This is a genomic window from Empedobacter sp. EJD.6dd (assembly GCF_057369435.1).
In genome coordinates this window covers 3,227,740-3,245,219 of sequence record NZ_CM170667.1, presented here as the reverse complement: position 1 = coordinate 3,245,219, position 17,480 = coordinate 3,227,740, and the positions used below count along the sequence as shown (strand labels likewise).

Sequence of the window (17,480 nt, the reverse complement as noted above, 5' to 3'; positions counted from 1 at the left end):
TTTATTTTTTAATTGAATACTTTATTAATTACCTCTTCGTAAATAGCAGCCCAACGTTTGCTTGAACCTGGCGCTGTAGCAGCACTTTCTGCTGGAGAAACAACTTCGAAAGGAAGTTTACGGAATTTACGTAAAATGTAACTCCATGCTCCCATGTTTTCAGGTTCTTCTTGAGCCCAAATTAATTCTGCTTTTCCATATTTTGCAATAATCGCTTCTACTCTTTCGTTTTGTAGTGGATATAATTGCTCAATACGTACAATAGCTGTTGTTGTATCACCTAATTCTTGACGTTTTTTCTCTAATTCGTAGTAAATTTTACCAGAACAGAAAACAACTTTTTTCGCTTTTTTAGGATCTACAAATGTATCTTCAATAATTTCTTGGAAACCTCCTTTAGAGAAATCTTCTAATTTTGATACAGCTGAAGGATGACGTAATAATGACTTTGGAGACATTACAATTAATGGTTTACGGAAATTTGTAACCACTTGTCTTCTTAATGCATGGAAAAAGTTTGCTGGAGTTGTAATATTTGCTACAAACATATTGTTGCTTGCTGCTTGTTGTAAGAAACGCTCTAAACGTGCTGAAGAGTGCTCTGCTCCTTGACCTTCATAACCATGAGGTAACAACATTACTAATCCGTTTTGTAATTTCCATTTATCTTCTGCTGCAGAAATGTATTGGTCAATCATAATTTGCGCTCCATTCACGAAGTCTCCAAACTGAGCTTCCCAAATTGTTAACGCTTTTGGATTAGCCATTGCGTATCCATAATCGAAACCTAAAACTGCATATTCAGATAATAATGAGTTGTAGATTCTTAATTGACCTTGCTCATCATTAATATGGTTTAATAAGATAATTTCTTCTTCTGTGTCCTCAGTTTTTACAACTGCATGACGGTGAGAGAATGTTCCGCGCTCTACATCTTCCCCAGAAACACGTACATTACGTCCGTCTGTTAAAATAGAACCGAAAGCTAAAGCTTCTCCTAATCCCCAGTCGATTTTATCTTCATCAATCATTTTTCCACGTCCTTCAATTAAACGAGAAACTTTTTTGATTAATTTTTTACCTTCTGGAACAGTAGAAACAGCTTTTGCAATTTCTCTTAATTTTGTTTCGTCGTAAGCTGTATTTGCTTGTTCGAAAACTTTTGCATCATCAGCAATTTCAAATCCTTCCCACTCTTCTGGCATGAAAGGGAAAATGTGATTACGCTCAATTTCTTTAGAAGCTTCGAAGTTTGTTTCTAATAAAGCTTTAAATTCAGCTTCTTTTTGCTTAACAATTTCTTCTCCAATTACACCTTCTTTTAATAATTTTTCCTTGTAAATTTCACGAGGATTTGGGTGTTTAGAGATTAAATTATATAATTTAGGTTGAGTGAATTTTGGTTCATCACCTTCGTTATGTCCATATTTACGGTATCCTAATAAATCGATGAATACATCAGAACCGAATTCTGCACGGTAATCTGCAGCAAAACGGAAAGCATGAACTACCGCTTCTACATCATCAGAATTAACATGCATTACAGGAGATAATGTTACTTTTGCAACATCTGTACAATATGTAGAAGTACGCGCATCTAAATAGTTTGTTGTAAACCCAATTTGGTTATTTACCACAACGTGTATTGTACCACCTGTTTTGTATCCGTCTAATCCTGCCATTTGAACAACCTCGTAAACGATTCCTTGTCCAGCAACAGCAGCATCACCATGAATTAAGATTGGAATAATTTTAGAATAATCATCTTTATAATCTTCCTCAGCTTTTGCACGTGTAATTCCTTCTACAACTGCATCTACAGTCTCTAAGTGAGACGGGTTTGGCGCTAAATTGATTAAGATATCTTTTCCATTTAATGCTTTGATTTGATTAGATGATCCCATGTGATATTTAACATCACCAGCCATTAAATCTGTATCAAAAGCTTTCCCTTCGAATTCTGAAAAGATTTGAGAATATGATTTTCCAAAAATGTTAGCCAAAACATTCAAACGTCCACGGTGAGCCATCCCTACGATAACTTCTTGTACGCCGTGATCTGCAGAACGATTAATCAATGTATCCAAAGCAGGAATCAATGATTCATTTCCTTCTACTGAGAAACGTTTTTGTCCAACATATTTAGTGTGCATAAAGTTTTCGAAAGCAGTTGCTTCATTTAACTTTTCTAATACACGCTCTTTCTCCTCCTTAGATAATTTTGGTTGATTCAAATTTTGGTTTAACCAATTCTGAATCCAATTAATTCTTTGAGGTTCTCTTACATACATATACTCGATTCCGATAGATTCGCAGTACATGTTTTCTAAGTGTCCAATAATTTCACGTAAAGTGATTGGTCCACCGATACCTAAAATTTCACCAGCGTTAAATGTTAATCCTAAATCAGCATCTGTCAAACCAAAGTTTTTGATGTCTAATGAAGGTTCAAAAGTTCTACGCGCTCTAACGGGGTTAGTCTTCGTAAACAAATGTCCACGAGTACGATAAGCATCAATCAAATTGATAACTTTAAACTCTTTCTGAACATTGTCTGGAACTTGAGAAACAACTGCAGGATTTACTACAGCTTGTGTTGTCTGACTACCTTTGTTAGGTGCTGCTTGAGGTGCTGGTGCAAATAATGGCTCTCCATCATATGTTGCATTCGCAAAGTCATACCCTTGGAAAAAAGCTTTCCAACTTGGTTCAATACTATCCGGATATTGGACGTATTGATCATATAAGTCGCCTATAAACTCTAAATGAGCGGCATTTAAAAACGAAAAACGATCCATAAATTTTACTCTCTATGAGATTTAGCTACAAAAATAAACTATTTAAGGCTTTAAAAAAAATTACTTTCATCATATTTATCTTATCTCGCCATAAAAATATATTATAGTCAAATAATCATTACATTTGATATAAATTTAAGAAAGATTTTACATTTAGATGAGAAATTTTCTAACAAAAAAAATAAATAAGCGTTGGTTTGGCTTCTTTATCATCTTTGTCATTTTTGCCATAACTATCTGGTCAAGTAACAAAATTGTACAAGAGCTGAAGCGTGAAGAACACAAGCGTGTAGAGAATTACGCAAAATCATTGGAGTTGATTAGTTCTTCGGAATTTTTAGATTCTAAAACACAAGATTTTTTATTTAAATTGATTGAAGATAATAAATCAATTCCTGTTGCTCTTGTAGACGAAAAAGGTTCTATTCTAGATACAAAAAACATTGATGAATCGATTGTAAAAGATTCAGCTCAGTTAAAAAAGTATGTCAATAGGATGAAAATTTCTGAACAAAGTATAGAGGTCGAATTAATTGGTTCAAAAAATTACGTTTATTTCAAAAATTCGAAACTATTGAATCAACTTCAATATTATCCTCTTATCATTATCGTATTGATTTTACTATTTTTTGGTTTTTCGTATTGGTATTTTAAAACAATTCGCGACACCGAAAAAAGTTATTTATGGGCAGGAATGGCAAAGGAAACGGCACATCAAATTGGTACACCACTTTCTTCGTTAATGGGTTGGGTCGAATTATTAAAATTAGAAGATATTGATCAAACATCTGTTATCGAAATTGAAAAAGATGTAGACCGCTTAAAACATATTGCAGAACGTTTTTCTAAAATTGGTTCAACTTCTGAGCTTAAACAAATCGACTTAATTTCGACCTCTAAACAAACCGTTGATTATATTTCTCAACGAATTTCGAAAGGAATTGAAGTCAATTTCAGAACCGATGTAGATGAGTTTAACATCAACCTCAACGCTTCTTTATACAGTTGGGTTATCGAAAATTTGATGAAAAATGCTGCTGATGCGATGCAAAATAAAGGCGTATTGGAGATTTCGGTTACGACGAAGAATAAATTTGTTGAAATTTCTATTGCAGATACTGGTTCTGGAATTCCTACAAAATTGCAAAAAAAGATTTTCGAGCCCGGATTTACAACAAAAAAACGTGGTTGGGGACTTGGTTTATCGTTAGCCAAACGGATTATAGAAGAATATCACAAAGGAAAAATATTTGTAGCCAAATCGTCTAAAGAAACAGGAACTGAATTTAAGATTTTATTGAAGAAGTGATAGAATAATTTTTATTAATAAATATTATTGAAAGACAACTTACGATACAATAGCTTATTGGAAATACTATATTCAAAAATAAAAAATTTTTACCAAGAAAATAAAAACTAGTAAAAACACTAAAAATGGAGAATAAACATAAATATAAATTTAATAATGCTAAACTTATTTTTCTTTTAGTCAAATAACGATATAAATATCCAAATATAATTATTAATGGAATTGAAAATAAGAAACCAATTGCGGCATACAATAAATAATATTTTAATGCCTCAAAAATAGCATCAGTTTGTTTTCTAAATAAAATCAATGAAAATAAAAAAATTAAAATAGGAGAAAATAAAATAGTTGATAACCAAACTTTAATAATAAAAAATTCTTTTTTAAACATGTTATAAAATTTTACTTTCTAAAATAGCTAAAAAGCTACTATTCACAAAGTTTTTAGCTTAATAATATATAAGGTATACTTTTTGTAACTTTGTTAGAACGACAACTGTTTTGTAAAATTAATAATTATGAATGCTACATCTATTGAACAAGTAAATTCTAAATTGAAACAACTTCCTGAATCACTTTTGGAAGAAGTTGAGCGTTATATTGATTTTTTGACTTATAAGCACAATCAAGAAACAGAATTTGAATTAAGTAATGAACAGAAAGAAATATTGGATAACCAAGAGAATCTGTCCTTAACTCAATACCAAGATAATGCTGATTTTTTAGAAGAAGTTAAAAATGAATACGGGTTATAAAATTGTTATTTCTCCAATAGCCAAAGCAAATATCAGGGAAGCAATTACTTATTATAAAGAAAATGTGTCATTAAAAATCGCGCAAAGTTTTTTGAAAGATTATGAAATAAATGTAGAAATGATTACTAAAAATCCATTTTATAGCATTTATTATAAAAATTTCAGAGGTAAACCAATGAAGAAATTTCCTTATATTATTTTTTTTACATTAAATGAACAACAAAATATTATTCTTATAAAAGCCGTTTTTAATACGCATAAAAATCCTACAAAATATCCAAAATAAAAATGAGCTGAAGGTAAACCTTCAGCTCATTTTTATTTTTATTCTTGAATTTAGAATTATTTCATACTAATCTCTGACTCCTATATAAATTTCAATTTCGGCATCAGCTGGGTTTTGAGCTTTTTCGGTGTATAATTCGTAATCATACATATACGTACGATTTAAATTTGCATCATCATTCCAAATTTCTGACCAAGTTTTTCCTACAGCTTCGTGTAATTCTCCTTTTGCAACATATTTTTTAAACGTTTGAGATTGAAATTCTCTTCCAACCATACCTTCTGGAATTTCATTTAAAGAAGAAACTTCACAACCTATAATTGTCGTATACTTTCCTGTATAATTGCTTTCGTAATCTGTATATAATGAATAAATATTTGTACTGATAGCATTCGGAATTTTGGCAATAACATTCTCAGCAAAAAATTGGTGCCATAATTTTCCTAAATCTTCAATTGCCTGACTATTATTGTTAGTCGTTTGAGTTGCTATTCCTATTATTTTTAATGTGTTCATTTATTTTATTTTTAAAATCCTAAAATCATTTTTGCTATAGAAAAATAAATCAACAAACCAAAAATATCATTACTTGTTGTAATAAATGGTCCTGTTGCAATTGCCGGATCTACACCATATTTATGTAACATAATAGGAATAAAAGTTCCAATTAAACTTGCTAAAATCATTACAATAACTAATGCTAAGACGATTGTAGAAGAAATTTCATAACTGGTACTCATCATAAAATGTGTTGCTAAAAGCAATACTATTGCTAAAAAAGTACTGTTTAATAAGGCTAATAACATTTCTTTTCCAAGTCTTTTCCAAATTGATCCCGAAATATTATCATTTGCAATACCTTGAACAATAATCGCAGAAGATTGTACTCCTACATTACCAGCCATAGCAGCAACAAGTGGTGTAAAAAAGAACAGTTGTGGATACAAATTCATTGCATCACTAAAACTTTGAGATACGTTAACCGCTACAAAACTACCTACCAATGCCAATAAAAGCCAAGGTAATCGTGCTTTTGTTAGCTTCCAAATACTATCGTCCGAATCTACATTTTGTGTAATACCAGCAGCTAATTGATAATTTTCTTCTGCTTCCTCACGAATTACATCAATCACGTCATCCACCGTAATTACTCCAACCAAACGCATTAATTCATCGACAACTGGAACTTCGTACAAATCATATTTCTCAATCACTTTTGCAACATCCAAATCAGAGGTATACGTTTTTACGTATTGAATTTTTTCGTTGTAAACATCAGCTACTTTAGAATTTGCAGAAGTTGTCAACAAACGCTTTAAACTTAATGTTCCAAGTAATTTATCATTTTCATCCACTACATAAATCGAAAAAACTTCTTCAAAATCCTCTGCCTGTTTACGCATTTGTTTAACTGCAGTAATTACTGACCAATCTTTGTTAACCTTGATTAACTCTTTTCCCATTAAACCACCCGCCGTATCTTCGTCATAGCGCAAAAGATCTACAATCTCTCGGGCATGTTCTTGGTCTTCTAATTGCGCAATAACTTGATCTTTCTTTTCATCGGAAAGCTCATTAATGACATCAACAGCATCATCCGTATCCATTTCGTTGATGACATCTTCAGCAATTTCTTTTGCTGTAAGTGTTTTAAGGAATTTGCGACGGTCGTCTTCTTCTAATTCGAGAAGAATATCTGCAGAAATTTCATTATCAAGTAAATCAATTACAAAAGATTGTTCCTTGGTCGAAAGTTCATCAAACAATTCTGCAATATCGGCAGGGTGCAAATCTTGCAACATTTCCTTTACCTCTTTTGCATTTTGAGTGGTTATTCTTTCATTTAAAAGTTCAATAAAATCTTTTGTAATTTTTACCTCCATAATCTATTTCATTCTTTTCGTTAACTCAATAAAATCTTCGACAGATAATTGTTCTGCGCGCATAGTCAAAAATTCGTGATCGTTTAAATCTTCAGGAATCCCTAATGATTTCAACGAATTACGAAGTGTTTTTCTTCGTTGTCCAAAACCAGCTTTTACTACTTGAAAGAATCTTTTTTGATCAACTCCTTCAATTTCTGTACGGTAACGTTTCATAATAATGACACCCGATTTCACTTTTGGTGGTGGTGTAAAAACATGTTCTGGAACAGTGAACAAATACTCGCAATGATAATAAGCTTGCGCTAATACAGAAAGTATACCATAATCTTTTGTACCTTTTTTAGATGCAATACGTTCGGCAACTTCTTTTTGAAACATTCCACAAACTTCGGGAACTGTGTAACGCTCTTCTAATGCTTTAAAAATAATTTGTGAAGATATATTATACGGAAAATTTCCTAAAATAGCAATTTGTTCATCAAACTTTGATGAAAAGTCCATTTTCAAGAAATCTTCGGAATGAATTTTAAATCCTGGATAAAATGGTTGATAATATTCTTTCAAATATTCTACCGATTCAGTGTCAATCTCTACAACCTCTATATTTTTCTTAGCTTGTAAAATATATTTTGTCAACACGCCCATTCCTGGTCCAATCTCCAATACACGATCGTACCCTTGCCAAGTAAGACCTTCGGCAATGTCTCGTGCAATATTTTCATCATTTAAAAAATGTTGACCTAAATGTTTTTTAGCTTTTACTTTCAAAAATTCTAAATTTTATGTTTTCTTTAACCAACTTATCGTAGAATATATACGGAATATCTTTCTTGCGAAATAAGTTTTTTTTATCTTAGCCCCAAAATTAACCCAAATGTCAAAAACGAACGATAAATTTGAGAAAAAAAGACTGCGATCTTCTAACATTACTGTTGTGATTAGTATTTCGCTTGTTTTATTTCTATTAGGTATTTTCGGCTTAATTGTCATTAATGCACAAAGTTACGCAGAACATCTAAAAAGAGAGTTAAAAATCGAGGCATATTTTAAAGATGTCGAAGATCCGAAATTAAAAGATAAGGAGCTTGATTTACAAAAATCTTATATCGATTCGTTAAAAGTAAAGTACCCGTTTGTTGAAGCTACACAGTATGTCAGTAAAGAGGATGCAGCTAAAATTGCGAAAAAAGATTTGGGAACAGATGGTAGCGATTTCTTCGAAGAAAGTATTTTCCCGGCTTCGGTTCAAATTACGTTGAATCCTGCTTTAATACAATCTGTTGAACAAATTGATTCGATCAACAAAGTTTTAGCAAAAAATCCAATTGTAGACGAAGTAAAAAGTGATAAAGAAGCAATGGTAACAATTTACCACAGCATCAACAAAATCACATTTTGGATTATGATTTTTGCTGTTATCTTCTTGGTAATTGTTGTTGTATTAATCAATAACTCTATCCGCTTAAAAATTTACGCAAAACGTTTCAGCATCAAAACAATGCAATTAGTAGGTGCGCGCAGACGTTTTATTGTAAAACCTTTCTTAATAGAAGCAGCTATTTTAGGATTTTTAGCAGCATTTATAGCTGTAATTGGTTTAGGATTTTTATGGTACATATTAGCAACAAAAGTTGGATTAGTACTTTGGAATCCTAGTTTCACTCCTTTAATTCTTGTTCTTATAGGAATTGGAGTTATCATCGCAGTATTTAGTACATTGTTTGCTGCGTGGCGTTATTTAAGATTAAAAACTGATCAACTTTATTAATGAAATCAAATTCTATCGATACAACAAAAAAATCAGCATCTACAAATGATGCTGGTTTTACTTTTTTATTTGGAAAAAGAAACTATATTTTCATGGCAATTGGTGTTGCATTAATCGGTCTTGGATTTTTATTAATGACAGGTCACGATGCAAACACAAGACCAGATGGGACATGGGATGCTAATTACTGGAACGACGAGATTTATTCTTTCCGTAGAATTAGATTAGCGCCATTTTTAGTTGTCGTTGGTTTTATTGTCGAAGTATATGCCATATTAATCAATCCGAATAAAGAAAAATAATGAATACTTTACAAGCAATTATCATTGCTATTATAGAAGGTCTTACCGAATATTTACCAATTTCTTCTACGGCGCACATGGGATTTACTGCTGCGTTGATGGGAATGCCAGAAAGCGAATTCTTAAAAATGTTTCAAGTTTCGATACAATTTGGAGCTATTTTATCTATCGTTGTTTTGTACTGGAAAAAATTCTTTGACTTCAAAAATTTCAACATCAATTTTTACATCAAATTAGCTTGTGCTGTTGTACCTGCTTTGGTTTTAGGAAAATTATTTGATGATAAAATTGAAGCAGTTTTAGGAAATCAAGTCGCTATTTCTGGAATGTTAGTTTTCGGAGGAGTTATTTTATTATTTGTAGACAAATGGTTCAAAAATCCTAAAATTAATGATGAAAAAGACATTTCTTTAAAACAAGCAATTATTATCGGTTTTTGGCAATGTTTAGCGATGATGCCTGGAACTTCTCGTTCTGCTGCTTCTATTATTGGTGGTATGACACAAGGTTTATCGCGTAAAGCAGCTGCAGAATTTTCATTCTTTTTAGCGGTTCCAACAATGTTAGCGGTTACAGTTTATTCTGTTTTTGTAAAAACTTGGGGAGAAGATACTACAACACCAATGAAAGGTTACGAAATGATTTTGCAAGATCAAAACCATATTATACTATTCGTAATTGGTAATGTTGTCGCATTTATTGTGGCGTTAATCGCAGTAAAAACATTTATCGCAGTTTTAACAAAATACGGTTTCAAATTTTGGGGTTGGTACAGAATTATAATCGGTATTATTTTACTGATTTATTTCTCATACAATTCTCCAACACAAGTAGAAAAAGATAATGCCGCTTCAGTAGAAACTACAATGATTCAGCACAAATAAAATGAATGTAGAAAAAATACAAGAAGGTCATGTTTTTTTGATTGATAAACCTCTTGATTGGACATCTTTTGATGTCGTAAACAAGATTCGTTGGAACATTAGAAAAGCATATAATTTGAAGAAAATAAAAGTTGGGCACGCTGGAACTTTAGATCCTAAAGCGACTGGACTTTTATTGGTTTGTACCGGAAAATGGACAAAACGCATTGATGAATTTCAGGCGCAAGAAAAGACCTATACAGGTACTATCAAATTAGGCGTTACAACGCCAACCTATGATTTAGAATCGGAAGAGGATCAAACTTTTCCTACTGAACATATCACAGAAGAAATTATTCGCGAAGCAACAAAACAATTTATTGGAGAGATTGAACAATTTCCTCCTATGCATTCGGCGATTAAAGTCGACGGAAAACGTTTATATGAATTAGCCCGTGAAGGTCAAGAAATAGAGCGTAAAGCACGTAAAATAACTATTCACGATTTTAAAATCACGAAGATTGATTTACCTCTTGTCGATTTTGAAGTAAATTGTAGCAAGGGAACTTATATTCGTTCATTAGCTTTTGACTTTGGAAAAGCAGTAAATTCAGGCGGATATTTAACCGCTCTTCGTCGTACAAAAATTGGCGATTTTGATGTAATCAACTCCGAAAATTTTGCTTTAGAAAAGAGTTATTTTGAAGAAGGAAATACAACTGAAAAAATATAAAAAATAAAAGCTTGAACAAATGTTCAAGCTTTTATTTTTTATAAAGTGATTAATACTTTATTTATTTCTGCACTTACTTGTCTTGGCTTTTGCATCACCATAATATGTGTTCCACCTTCTATTTGTATCGCATTTTTTATATTTTCTATTGGAAAAACAATGTCTTTGGTTCCATGAATATGCGTTAAGTTTTTTTCGTGATAAGCAGATGAATGTTCCCAATTAACAATCTTATGAATTGCCCAACTCAAATAATAATGATCTTTAAAATCAAAAATATCATCAATACTATCTTTTTGTTTATCGGTATAATATAATTTACGCATCATCATGTATGAAAAAGTACGATCTGATGTCAAGAAACTCATCGGAATTATTTTATGAGCATTTGTTGAAGCAGAAAAACGAAAAAGTTTTGGGATTTCAGTTCTATTTTTAACCGTCGAAATAAGAAATGTATGTTGGGGATCGATAAAACGATTCATTTCTTGTACAATTATTCCACCAAAAGACAATCCCATCAAAAGAAAATCTTCTGTGGGATTAATACTTTCTAACATTCTTTCTGTATAATGAGCTAATGTTTCATTTTTCTCAGGAGTTAACCAAGGAATATTTACTTGCTCAAAATCTTTTTCCAAGTGTAGATTTCTAAACGCATTTCCATTTGCTCCTAATCCACTTACTTGATAAATTTTCATACCTTATTATAATATATCTTTCTTTTTCGAATAATCTGTAGGGCGTACGCCAATCACTTTTTGGAAGGTATTACTGAATGTAGGCAAACTATTGTAACCAACCATTGTCGATATTTCACTAATAGAATACGTATTATCTATTAATAATTGTAAAGCACGTAACATTCTTAGAATTGTAAAATATTGCACAAATGTCATATTCAAATCTTTTTGAAATAATCGAGACAACGATCGTTCAGAAAATCCAAACTCTGCAGTAATCTTTTTCATTGTAATCGAAGAATCCATATTATCATCTAAGAATTGTACAATTTTTTTCAAACGTTCATCGTGAGGAAGTGGTAATGCAAGTCTCAAACTACTTTTACTCACCTTTGGCAGAATTTCTTTAAATGCTTGAGCTATTACATATTCGCTCCTATTTTCTGGAACAATATCTCCTTTCCATTGATTAGTGAACAATAAAAGTTCTAATAATAAACCATCTGCAGGATAAATTCCTACTTTTTTATAAAATGAATTATCACCTTCGTTAATTGGAAAATATAAATTTCTCATTATCAAGTCTGGTGTATTTGGGTGTATACTATGCTCTACATGAGGAGGTATCCACATATAATGTCTTGCAGGCAGATAAAAAGTATCTTTTCCAATTTTTACATACACTATTCCACCCTCACAATAAAGAAATTGCGCTTTATTATGTTTGTGTTCTACAACGTATGCCTCCGAAATTTCCTTGTGATAGCAGAAAATAGATGTTGGTAGTTTATCAATTTCGGTTAAGTAGTATCGTGTTTCGAACTTATTATCCAAATGTATATTCATAGTTTTTTTAATCTTGAACTAATATAACAATTTATTTGATATAATGTATAAAGTACACAAATAAAAGTGTCTGAAATGAATAATTATTTGACTTTTTTTGATATTAACATTTTATTAAATAATTCAATATTTGTAATTCCCTCTGTTAAGAAGGGAATAATTATTGAAAAGTATTAGAAAATAAGTTGCATTATGTTGGAAAGAATAAAATTAACTAGCTTACAGTCAAAAGTAATGACAGCAGAAGAATCTGCCAAATTTTTTGAAGATGGAATGACTGTTGGTTCAAGTGGTTTTACAAGAGGAGGCGATACAAAAGTAGTATTAAAAGCTGTTGCGGAGCGTGCCAAATCTGAGAATTTAAAAATCACATTAGTTACAGGCGCTTCATTAGGACATGGAACAGATGCTGCTTTGGTAGAAAGTGGAGCATTAAAAAAACGTTTACCATTCCAAGTTGACACTGTAATGCGTAAAAATATTAATGCAGGAAACGTATTATTTATAGATCAACATTTAGGAGAAACAGCTGAACATATTTTAGATGGACAATTTAAAATTAATTTAGGTGTTTTAGAAGTTGCTGAGATTTTAGAAGATGGTTCATTAGTTCCTACTACTTCAATCGGAAATAATGCAGAAATTGCTGCAAATGCAGATAAATTAATCATAGAGATTAACACATCTATTCCTACAAATATAAAAGGAATCCACGATATTTACAGTGTAGAAGAATATGGAAAACGTACTCCAATTAACATTACAACTTGTGATGCTAAAATAGGTACGGAAACTATTAAAGTAGATCCTTCTAAAATTGTTGGTATTGTATTCCATGACATTCAAGATGCTCCTGGAGATATACAACCTGCTGACGAAGCTACTGCTGCAATCGCTCAAAATATTGTAAAATTCTTCGAAAATGAAGTAGAAGAAGGTCGTTTAACAAAATCATTAATGCCATTACAATGTGGAATTGGAAAAGTTGCAAACGCTGTTTTAGGAGGTTTAGAACATTCTGATTTCGAAGACTTAGTAATGTATTCAGAAGTATTACAAGATTCTACATTTGATTTGATTGACTCTGGAAAAATGAAATTTGCTTCGGCATCTTCTATGACAGTTTCTCAAGAATGTTACGATCGTGTAATTGGAAATATTGATAACTATAAAGGTAAAATCCTTTTACGTCCACAATCTATTTCTAACTCTGCCGAAGTTATTCGTCGTTTAGGAATTATCGGAATCAATACTTCTTTAGAATGTGATATTTATGGTAATGTAAATTCAACTCACGTTTCTGGTACACACATGATGAATGGTATTGGAGGTTCTGGAGATTTTGCGCGTAATGCATTTATCTCAATATTCGTTACGGCTTCTATCGCAAAAGGTGGAAATATTTCTTCTATCGTTCCGATGGTTTCTCATCACGATCACACAGAACATGACGTAGATATTATTGTTACAGAGCAAGGTTTAGCCGATTTGAGAGGTTTAGCACCACGCGAAAGAGCTATCGAAATTATCAACAACTGTGTTCACCCAGATTATAAAGGCGAATTATTATCTTACTTTGAAAGAGCTTGTGCAGAAAGAGGTGGTCAAACGCCACACATCTTAGAAGAAGCGTTTTCTTGGCACACAAGATTGAAAACGACAGGTTCTATGAAAAAAGAAGATTTATTGGTTTTGAATAACTAGAAATAATAAATAATAAGACTATACTTTTTCTAAAAGCACAATTCGAAAATTTCGGATTGTGCTTTTTTTGTGAAATAATTCCAATTAATCTCTTATTTGTATATTTGAAAGTATAATTTTAAAATAAAAATATGAAATTAATTTTCCCTTTTATTTTTATAATATTAATTTTTAGTTGTAAAACAAATAATATACACTATAACAGAGACAAAATACTTAAGAAATACTCTAAAGAATACAGTATATTTATTAACAATGAAATAACTGATTTCGAAAAAAATTATTTAGATAGAGACAATATTGAAAATATTACAATTAATAAAAAATCTAAAGAATTAAATATTACACTAAAAAAAATCAATGAATTATTTAAATTAAGTGATATTAATATCGACAATCGAAGAGGTTGGGATAAAAAGAAAATTGATTTAATTATTATTGATGGTAAATCTATTTCCGACAGTCTCAAAAATTTTATAAAAATTGATCCTAACGCAATAAAATCCATAAATATTGTTCCTCAAAAGAAAATGAATAACCAGACATTTGGAAAACAATTTAATGGTGATTTATTAATTATAACAACAAAATAACTTAGATGAAAAAAATACTTTTTGTAACACTTCCATTGATAACTTTTTTTGCGTGTCAATCTAATCAAAACGAAAATCAAAATTTAGAACAGCTAGATAAAAAGTCGGCTCGTGAAGTTGTATTGACAACCGAAACGAAAGGCGATTCTGTTTTACATATTACCAAACAAAAAATTTGGTCAAATGACTTGATGATCGCAGAAAAAGTAGATACATTGATTACACACAAACAATATACACCTACCGATTCTACAAAAATTCCTATTTACGTAACTATTCAATAATTAATGATGAATAAAAAAGAAAAAAGAGCAAGTAAAGTTGTGACGTTAGTGTTGATTTCTTCAGTTCTTAGTTCGTGTATGAATCGTGAAGAAGCACCAGTTACAAACAACGCTCAAAAAGTTTATATGCGTGCAGACTCTACTGCTCCTTATACAGATGTTTCCTCTAATTATGCTTCGCATTCAGGCGGTTCACATCATGGTGGAATGGGAAGCTCGTTACTTTGGTTTATGGCTTTTCGTAGCTTAACTGGCGGAGGAATGGGCTATGCAAGTCAAGGTTTGCATCAACAATCAAATGTAGGAACAAATACCGCTAAAGCGCAAGCCTATAAAAGTCAAACTGTTCGTGGTGGATTTGGTAAATCTGCTTCATCTCGTTCAGTTTCATCTTAAAAAAATATTATGCAATTAAAAAAAATAAAAGCTGATGAAAACTGGCAAGAAAGGTTAGAAAACATTGGCTTTGGCTATCATACAGACGAAAATAAACAAACCTATTGGGTAGAAGATTATTACTATTCGTTTTCGGAAAAAGAAGCGGATCAAATTTTTGAAGCAACTAACGAATTATGGCAAATGTGCTTAAATGCTGTCGAACATGTTATTCAGAATAATCGTTTAGACGAATTTAAAATTCCAAAATTTATTCAACCTTATTTAATTGATACATGGGAAAATGATGCACCAAGTATTTATGGTCGGTTCGATTTTGCTTACGATAGCGGTCAATTAAAATTATTAGAATTCAATGCTGATACACCAACTTCGTTGTTTGAATGTGGTGTGGTACAGTGGCTTTGGATGGAAAATTATTTTGGGGAAACAAAGGATCAATTCAACTCTGTTCACGATAAATTAATTGAAACTTGGAAAATGCTAAAACCTTATTTGAAAGGCGAAACATTGCATTTTTCTTGTGTGAGAGAATCGTTAGAAGATTTGACAAATATCGAATATATCAGAGATTGTGCAATACAAGCAGGTATCAATACCAAATTAATTTACATTGATGAAATCGGTTGGAATAATGTCAATTTTGTAGATTTAGAAGAAGAACCAATTACAGATATTTTCAAACTTTATCCGTGGGAATGGCTCGTGAATGAATTGTTTGCATACAACATAAAAAATGATGAAATTAACGCAAATTGGATCGAACCTGCTTGGAAAATGATTCTTTCAAACAAAGCAATTTTACAGATTTTGTGGGAATTGTATCCAAATCATCCATTATTATTAGAAGCATACACAGATTCGCCAAAAGAGATGAAAAACTATGTAAAAAAACCACTTCTATCGCGCGAGGGCGCAAATGTAGACGTTGTAAAAGACAGAAATATCTCTGAACAAACTTCTGGAGAATATGGCGAAGAAGGTTTTATTTACCAAGCTTTGGCAAATTTACATCGTGAAGAAACAGGTTATTCAATTATCGGAAGCTGGATAATTGGTCAAGAATCGTGCGGAATTACTGTTCGCGAAAGTGATCAATTTATTACAACAGACAAAAGCCGTTTTGTACCCCATATTATTGAGTAATACTAACAGCATTCGTAAATCTTATAGAAGCCTAATTCCTCAACGAATTAGAGTTTTTATTTATATAATTAAATTTTTAACCAAATAAATAACTAATTTGGTTAAAAGTTTAATTTCTAATATGAACAAACTAATATTTACTTTACTATTTATCCTTTCAAGTTTTTGTTTAAATGCTCAATCCATTGAAAATTTAAGAACAGAAATCAATCAACTTATTTCTTCAAAAAATCTTACAGTTGGAATTTCATTAAAAAATCTTCAGAATAACGATACGCTAAGTATCAATGGTAATCAAATGATGCCAATGATGAGTGTGTTCAAATTTCATATTGCATTAGCTGTTTTACACGAAGTTGATCAAAATAAATTACAACTCAACCAAAAATTTTTCATCAAAAAAGAAGATTTATTACCTAATACTTGGAGTCCGATTCTTGAAGATTATCCAAATGGAAATATCTATCTAACACTTGATCAACTTTTAAGATATACCGTTTCGCATAGCGATAATAATGGTTGTGATATACTTTTAAAAATTATTGGAGGAACTAAAATTGTACAAAATTTTATTCGTAAACAAGGAATTAAAGATTTTGTGATAAAAGTAAATGAACAACAAATGCAGACTTGGGATAATTTATATCTCAATATAACTTCCGCAAACTCTACCACACAATTACTTGAGAATTTTTATGCAAAAAAGGTTCTAAAAGGAAATTCTACAGCGTATTTATATCAATTAATGGTAGAAACATCCAGAGGTTTAACATGGATGAAAGCTGGCTTACCTGCAAATACAGAATTGGCTCATAGAACTGGAATTAGTGGTACTAATAACCAAAATTTAAGAGTTGCATTGAATGATGTTGGAATAATTAAACCAATTAATCATAAACCAATTATTTTATCGATTTATTTAAAAAATATCACAGAAGAAAGAGTAGAAACAGAAAAAGTAATTGTAGATATTACAAAAGCAGTTTGGAATTATTACGCTAAATAAAAAATTCAATTAAATAACCAAAAAGTCTAATTCCTCAACGAATTAGACTTTTATAATTCTAACTAAATCATTTATTTAACTAAAAAAATATAAATAGTTCAAAAATTGATTGGTTTCATCAT

The 17,480-nt window shown here is 31.1% G+C and carries 20 protein-coding genes; 13 read left to right on the top strand and 7 right to left on the bottom strand.

What is annotated here, in order from left to right; genetic code table 11:
- Nucleotides 1-8: 8 nt before the first annotated feature.
- Complete coding sequence (locus AC2I98_RS15185; protein WP_486412480.1) at nt 9-2,798, bottom strand: 2-oxoglutarate dehydrogenase E1 component; 2,790 nt, start codon at nt 2,796-2,798, stop codon at nt 9-11.
- A 157-nt stretch (nt 2,799-2,955) separates the two neighbouring features.
- Here AC2I98_RS15185 and AC2I98_RS15180 point away from each other — a divergent pair, with 157 nt between their 5' ends.
- Nucleotides 2,956-4,107: a sensor histidine kinase gene (locus tag AC2I98_RS15180; RefSeq protein ID WP_486412479.1), complete on the top strand. Its 1,152-nt coding sequence runs from the start codon at nt 2,956-2,958 to the stop codon at nt 4,105-4,107.
- Here AC2I98_RS15180 and AC2I98_RS15175 read toward each other — a convergent pair.
- Nucleotides 4,085-4,498, bottom strand: a complete 414-nt coding sequence (locus AC2I98_RS15175; RefSeq protein ID WP_486412478.1) for a hypothetical protein — start codon at nt 4,496-4,498, stop codon at nt 4,085-4,087. The genes AC2I98_RS15180 and AC2I98_RS15175 overlap by 23 nt on opposite strands.
- A gap of 127 nt (nt 4,499-4,625) precedes the next feature.
- Here AC2I98_RS15175 and AC2I98_RS15170 point away from each other — a divergent pair, with 127 nt between their 5' ends.
- Together AC2I98_RS15170 and AC2I98_RS15165 are read left to right on the top strand one after the other, a co-directional pair.
- Nucleotides 4,626-4,862, top strand: a complete 237-nt coding sequence (locus AC2I98_RS15170) for a hypothetical protein (RefSeq protein ID WP_486412477.1) — start codon at nt 4,626-4,628, stop codon at nt 4,860-4,862.
- The gene (locus AC2I98_RS15165) at nt 4,846-5,148 is read left to right on the top strand and encodes a type II toxin-antitoxin system RelE/ParE family toxin (protein WP_486412476.1); all 303 of its coding nucleotides are present in this window, start codon (nt 4,846-4,848) and stop codon (nt 5,146-5,148) included. Before AC2I98_RS15170 ends, AC2I98_RS15165 begins: the two co-directional genes overlap by 17 nt.
- Nucleotides 5,149-5,214: 66 nt before the next feature.
- Here the strand turns inward: AC2I98_RS15165 and AC2I98_RS15160 are convergent, their stop codons facing one another.
- From AC2I98_RS15160 to rsmA, 3 genes are read right to left on the bottom strand one after another with little or no spacing between them, the layout of a single operon-like run.
- Entirely contained in the window at nt 5,215-5,664 is a 450-nt protein-coding gene (locus tag AC2I98_RS15160) for a GyrI-like domain-containing protein (RefSeq protein ID WP_486412475.1), read from the bottom strand.
- Nucleotides 5,665-5,675: 11 nt separating this feature from the next.
- Nucleotides 5,676-7,031, bottom strand: a complete 1,356-nt coding sequence (gene mgtE / locus AC2I98_RS15155) for a magnesium transporter (RefSeq protein ID WP_486412474.1) — start codon at nt 7,029-7,031, stop codon at nt 5,676-5,678.
- A gap of 3 nt (nt 7,032-7,034) precedes the next feature.
- A complete protein-coding gene (rsmA, locus tag AC2I98_RS15150) occupies nt 7,035-7,802 on the bottom strand; it encodes a 16S rRNA (adenine(1518)-N(6)/adenine(1519)-N(6))-dimethyltransferase RsmA (RefSeq protein ID WP_486412473.1) in 768 nt (255 codons plus the stop codon).
- Nucleotides 7,803-7,908: 106 nt separating this feature from the next.
- Between rsmA and AC2I98_RS15145 the strand changes: the two genes are divergently transcribed.
- From AC2I98_RS15145 to truB, 4 genes are read left to right on the top strand one after another with little or no spacing between them, the layout of a single operon-like run.
- Nucleotides 7,909-8,802, top strand: coding sequence for a cell division protein FtsX (locus AC2I98_RS15145; protein WP_486412472.1), 894 nt, complete (start codon nt 7,909-7,911; stop codon nt 8,800-8,802).
- On the top strand, nt 8,802-9,104 hold the full coding sequence (locus AC2I98_RS15140; protein ID WP_486412471.1) for a DUF3098 domain-containing protein: 303 nt from the start codon (nt 8,802-8,804) through the stop codon (nt 9,102-9,104). The genes AC2I98_RS15145 and AC2I98_RS15140 overlap by 1 nt, the downstream gene beginning before the upstream one ends.
- On the top strand, nt 9,104-9,988 hold the full coding sequence (locus AC2I98_RS15135) for an undecaprenyl-diphosphate phosphatase (protein WP_486412470.1): 885 nt from the start codon (nt 9,104-9,106) through the stop codon (nt 9,986-9,988). Before AC2I98_RS15140 ends, AC2I98_RS15135 begins: the two co-directional genes overlap by 1 nt.
- A 1-nt stretch (nt 9,989) precedes the next feature.
- Nucleotides 9,990-10,700, top strand: a complete 711-nt coding sequence (gene truB, locus AC2I98_RS15130) for a tRNA pseudouridine(55) synthase TruB (RefSeq protein ID WP_486412469.1) — start codon at nt 9,990-9,992, stop codon at nt 10,698-10,700.
- A 38-nt stretch (nt 10,701-10,738) separates the two neighbouring features.
- On the opposite strand, the gene AC2I98_RS15125 is transcribed toward truB, so the two are convergent.
- Both AC2I98_RS15125 and AC2I98_RS15120 read right to left on the bottom strand, forming a co-directional pair.
- Nucleotides 10,739-11,401: an alpha/beta hydrolase gene (locus AC2I98_RS15125; protein WP_486412468.1), complete on the bottom strand. Its 663-nt coding sequence runs from the start codon at nt 11,399-11,401 to the stop codon at nt 10,739-10,741.
- Between the two features lie 6 nt (nt 11,402-11,407).
- Entirely contained in the window at nt 11,408-12,229 is an 822-nt protein-coding gene (locus AC2I98_RS15120) for an AraC family transcriptional regulator (protein ID WP_486412467.1), read from the bottom strand.
- Nucleotides 12,230-12,421: 192 nt separating this feature from the next.
- On the opposite strand from AC2I98_RS15120, the gene scpC reads away from it, so the two are divergent.
- The 6 genes from scpC to bla all read left to right on the top strand — a co-directional run bounded on the left by scpC (nt 12,422) and on the right by bla (nt 17,358).
- Nucleotides 12,422-13,933 (top strand): succinyl-CoA:acetate CoA-transferase ScpC, encoded by a 1,512-nt coding sequence (gene scpC / locus AC2I98_RS15115; protein WP_486412466.1) that lies wholly within the window; start codon nt 12,422-12,424, stop codon nt 13,931-13,933.
- Between the two features lie 131 nt (nt 13,934-14,064).
- Entirely contained in the window at nt 14,065-14,526 is a 462-nt protein-coding gene (locus AC2I98_RS15110) for a hypothetical protein (protein ID WP_486412465.1), read from the top strand.
- A 5-nt stretch (nt 14,527-14,531) separates the two neighbouring features.
- Nucleotides 14,532-14,810: a hypothetical protein gene (locus AC2I98_RS15105; protein ID WP_486412464.1), complete on the top strand. Its 279-nt coding sequence runs from the start codon at nt 14,532-14,534 to the stop codon at nt 14,808-14,810.
- Between the two features lie 6 nt (nt 14,811-14,816).
- Nucleotides 14,817-15,206, top strand: a complete 390-nt coding sequence (locus AC2I98_RS15100; protein WP_486412463.1) for a hypothetical protein — start codon at nt 14,817-14,819, stop codon at nt 15,204-15,206.
- A 9-nt stretch (nt 15,207-15,215) separates the two neighbouring features.
- Nucleotides 15,216-16,352, top strand: coding sequence for a glutathionylspermidine synthase family protein (locus tag AC2I98_RS15095; RefSeq protein WP_486412462.1), 1,137 nt, complete (start codon nt 15,216-15,218; stop codon nt 16,350-16,352).
- Between the two features lie 121 nt (nt 16,353-16,473).
- Nucleotides 16,474-17,358, top strand: coding sequence for a class A beta-lactamase (bla, locus tag AC2I98_RS15090; protein ID WP_486412461.1), 885 nt, complete (start codon nt 16,474-16,476; stop codon nt 17,356-17,358).
- Nucleotides 17,359-17,480 lie beyond the last annotated feature (122 nt).